This window comes from Vibrio sp. M260118, assembly GCF_036533755.1.
GTDB lineage: Bacteria > Pseudomonadota > Gammaproteobacteria > Enterobacterales > Vibrionaceae > Vibrio.
In genome coordinates this window covers 1-3,334 of record NZ_JATABG010000373.1, presented here as the reverse complement: position 1 = coordinate 3,334, position 3,334 = coordinate 1, and the positions used below count along the sequence as shown (strand labels likewise).

General features: G+C 45.8%; 2 protein-coding genes. Both read right to left on the bottom strand.

Annotated features, from left to right (window positions below; all coding sequences use genetic code 11):
- Nucleotides 1–1,807 (bottom strand): ATP-dependent RNA helicase HrpA (gene hrpA / locus QTO00_RS16935; protein ID WP_443088937.1); only part of this gene is annotated, 1,807 nt, incomplete at its 3' end.
- A 101-nt stretch (nucleotides 1,808–1,908) separates the two neighbouring features.
- Nucleotides 1,909–3,234 (bottom strand): MipA/OmpV family protein, encoded by a 1,326-nt coding sequence (locus tag QTO00_RS16930; protein WP_331425826.1) that lies wholly within the window; start codon nucleotides 3,232–3,234, stop codon nucleotides 1,909–1,911.
- Between the last annotated feature and the right edge of the window lie 100 nt (nucleotides 3,235–3,334).

Sequence of the window (3,334 nt, the reverse complement as noted above, 5' to 3'; positions counted from 1 at the left end):
GCACACGTAAGTAGTTGAGGTACTCTTGCTTACACTGTTTGCGGAACTGGTTGCCAGAAAGCTGCTTCTGCTGTTTTTGAATGTAATCCCATAAGTTAACAAACGTCAGGAAGTCAGAATCTTCGTGGAAGAAGCGGCGATGCTTATCGTCTGAAGATTGCTGTTTGTCACTTGGACGCTCACGTGGGTCTTGAATAGAAAGTGCCGACGCAATAATCATCAACTCTTTCAGTGCGCCATATTTCGGCGCTTCCAGTACCATACGAGCTAAGCGCGGATCGATAGGTAAACGTGCCAATTGACGACCCACAGACGTTAAGCGTTTCTTCGGATCTTTCGCTTTGTCATTGATCGCACCCAACTCTTCTAGCAGTCTGACACCATCTTGAATATTACGTTTATCTGGCGCTTCAACAAACGGGAAGGCTTCAATATCGCCTAAGCCTAAAGCAGTCATCTGCAAGATAACCGAGGCTAAGTTGGTGCGCAGGATCTCTGGGTCAGTAAACTCAGGACGAGAGTTATAGTCATCTTCAGAGTACAGACGGATACAGATACCCTCTTCAACACGACCACAACGACCTTTACGCTGATTAGCACTCGCTTGAGACACTGGCTCAATTGGTAAGCGCTGAACCTTGGTACGGTAGCTGTAACGGCTGATACGCGCAGTACCTGGGTCAATAACGTACTTAATGCCCGGAACCGTTAACGAGGTCTCTGCTACGTTGGTCGCCAGAACAATGCGACGCCCAGCGTGCGGCTGGAAGATCTTGTTTTGCTCACCGGCTGATAGTCGAGCATACAGAGGCACGATTTCGGTGCTCTTAAGATTGCGTTTCGCAAGTGCATCAGCGGTATCGCGGATCTCTCGTTCACCATTCATAAAGATCAGGATATCACCCAAACCTTCATCGCATAGCTCGTCAACCGCTTCAAAGATGCCATCTAGCTGATCACGGTCGACATCGTCATCACCACGCAGTGGACGATAACGCGTCTCAACCGGGTAAGTCCGACCTGACACTTCGATAATTGGCGCATTGTTAAAGTGTTTAGAAAAACGCTCAGGGTCGATGGTTGCCGAGGTAATGATGACCTTAAGATCAGGACGACGCGGCAGTAACTCTTTCAGGTAACCCAAGATGAAGTCGATGTTCAAGCTGCGCTCGTGCGCTTCATCGATAATGATGGTGTCGTACTGGTTGAGGTAACGATCGTGCTGTATCTCAGCCAACAAGATACCGTCGGTCATCAATTTGATTTGAGTGTTGTCAGAGATTTGATCGTTAAAACGAACCTTGTAACCCACATACTCGCCTAGCTTAGTCTCCATCTCTTCCGCAATACGGTTGGCAACCGAACGCGCAGCTAAACGACGAGGCTGAGTATGACCGATTAAGCCAAACTTACCGCGGCCAAGCTCGGCACAAATCTTAGGCAACTGAGTGGTTTTACCTGAACCCGTTTCACCAGCGATAATAACCACTTGGTTGTGCTCTATCGCTTCAGCAATGTCATCTTTCTTCTGACTTACCGGCAGGATTTCTGGGTATTCAATCTTAGGGACGTAGTTGCTACGCTGCTCTGCGTCCATCATGGACTTGGCAATATCTAAAGCGATCTCATCAAATACAGCATTACGTGAGGCTTCTTTCTTAATTTTATTTGCCCCAGAGATACGCTTACTTAGACGAAATCTATCTTTCAGCATGCACTGGTTAAGTGCCTTGCGAAGAGAAGCGGCAGTATTCGCCTGAACTTGGCTACCTGCTGCTTGTGATTTATCTGGCTGTGACGAAGTCAAAGCATTTCCTATTATTATCTTGATTTAAAACGCGCGAATTGTATCACAGAAAAAGAGCGGCAATCACGCCGCTCTCATAACTAGCCCCTGTTACTCTTAGGTCAGAAGTGAATTTGCAAGTACAAGGTGTTGTAGTTACTGCCACCTTTGATTCGACCAAACTGAGAGGCACTTTCGAAGATCGCGCTGCGGTGGTGAAGAGAATAGCCAAACCACATGTTGTCAAAGTCGCGATTATTGATCAGATCACCGATATTCACATCAAGCGAAAGATCTATGTAATTTAATAGGTTACTTGGGGTATAGCCTTTTGACTTCATCTCTTCGTTTTCGATATAGGTCAAGCTATCGATGTAAGACATCCCTTCGGCAACGCCAAGGCGCCATTGAGTCGGCCACTCAAAGTTATAATAAGCTTTGATTGCAGCAACGTATTCAGTCGCAGCTGACTGCACATCCGAAGACCAGTGGTGAACAATACCCGGCGTAAAGTAGATATCTAAAGGAAGACCGAAGATTTCATCAGTAAGAGGGTGACCATAAAAAAACGAGGTCATTTGGTTGTTGTATGGATCCTTTTCAGAGTTGAAGCTGAGGATGTCACCCATGTTCGATGGCGTCGCCCAACCATGAGCAAAACGCACATAGCGCTTGTTACTTAGCTCTGGCTTAGGAGCTTTGGTTTTATCGTTAAAGAAACCAAATCCAACATAAAACTCCCCTTGGTACCTGTCATTTACTGCTTTTGAGTGGTATGCGTTGCTATCTAGTCGGGTAACACTCGTTGAGCCGAGGAGATACAAATTAGAGTAAACGTGGTAACGCGCTTTAATACCAACATTAGCATCGAACCCTGCGCCAATGTGTTGCTTAGTCGATGATGCAAAAGCGTAATACTGGCTATTAAACTCAGCGCCTTTATATCGAAGCGTCGCGTGTGGTTCGAGTTGCCAATCGCCAAACTCGTATTTAGCCGATGCACGTAAATTCGCGTGAAAACGCATCTCTTTGTCGCTCATCAGCTCAGTATCTAGCCACCATTTATCGTCGAGCTTGTATCTTAGCTGGCCACCAAAGTCGACCGAATCACCTTGGTTAGCATTTTGAACATCAGCAGGAATATCGACAAAGCGTAGTCTCATTACCGCATTAAGCTGAAACGGGTCATCATCGTTTTTGTACAGATACGCTCCGCCTTCAAGACCATTGACGAACACATGTTCGTTTTGGAAGAACATCATAGGCACAAAAGTACTCACCGATTGGTCGCCTGCCTTAGTTTCAAACGGAATGCTTGCAGTGCGATATACTGCGGCAATCCCCCACTCTTGCTCACCTATTTTCGATGTTTGCTCAGCATTTAGCGAAGTTGATACTCCACCACAAGCGACTAAAACTAGCGCTGACAATTGTTTACTAGTTATCATTTTTTGCCCAAAAGTGTCTAAAGCACTCAAAAACTAACCAATTAAAACAGTTATTACTTATGTTTCTCGGTCTTTCGTCGTTAAAATAAGAATCATATGT

Coding starts and splice junctions, on each gene's coding strand:
- QTO00_RS16930 (WP_331425826.1), bottom strand. CDS start 3,234: ATGATAACTAGTAAACAATTGTCAGCGCTAGTTTTAGTCGCTTGTGGT.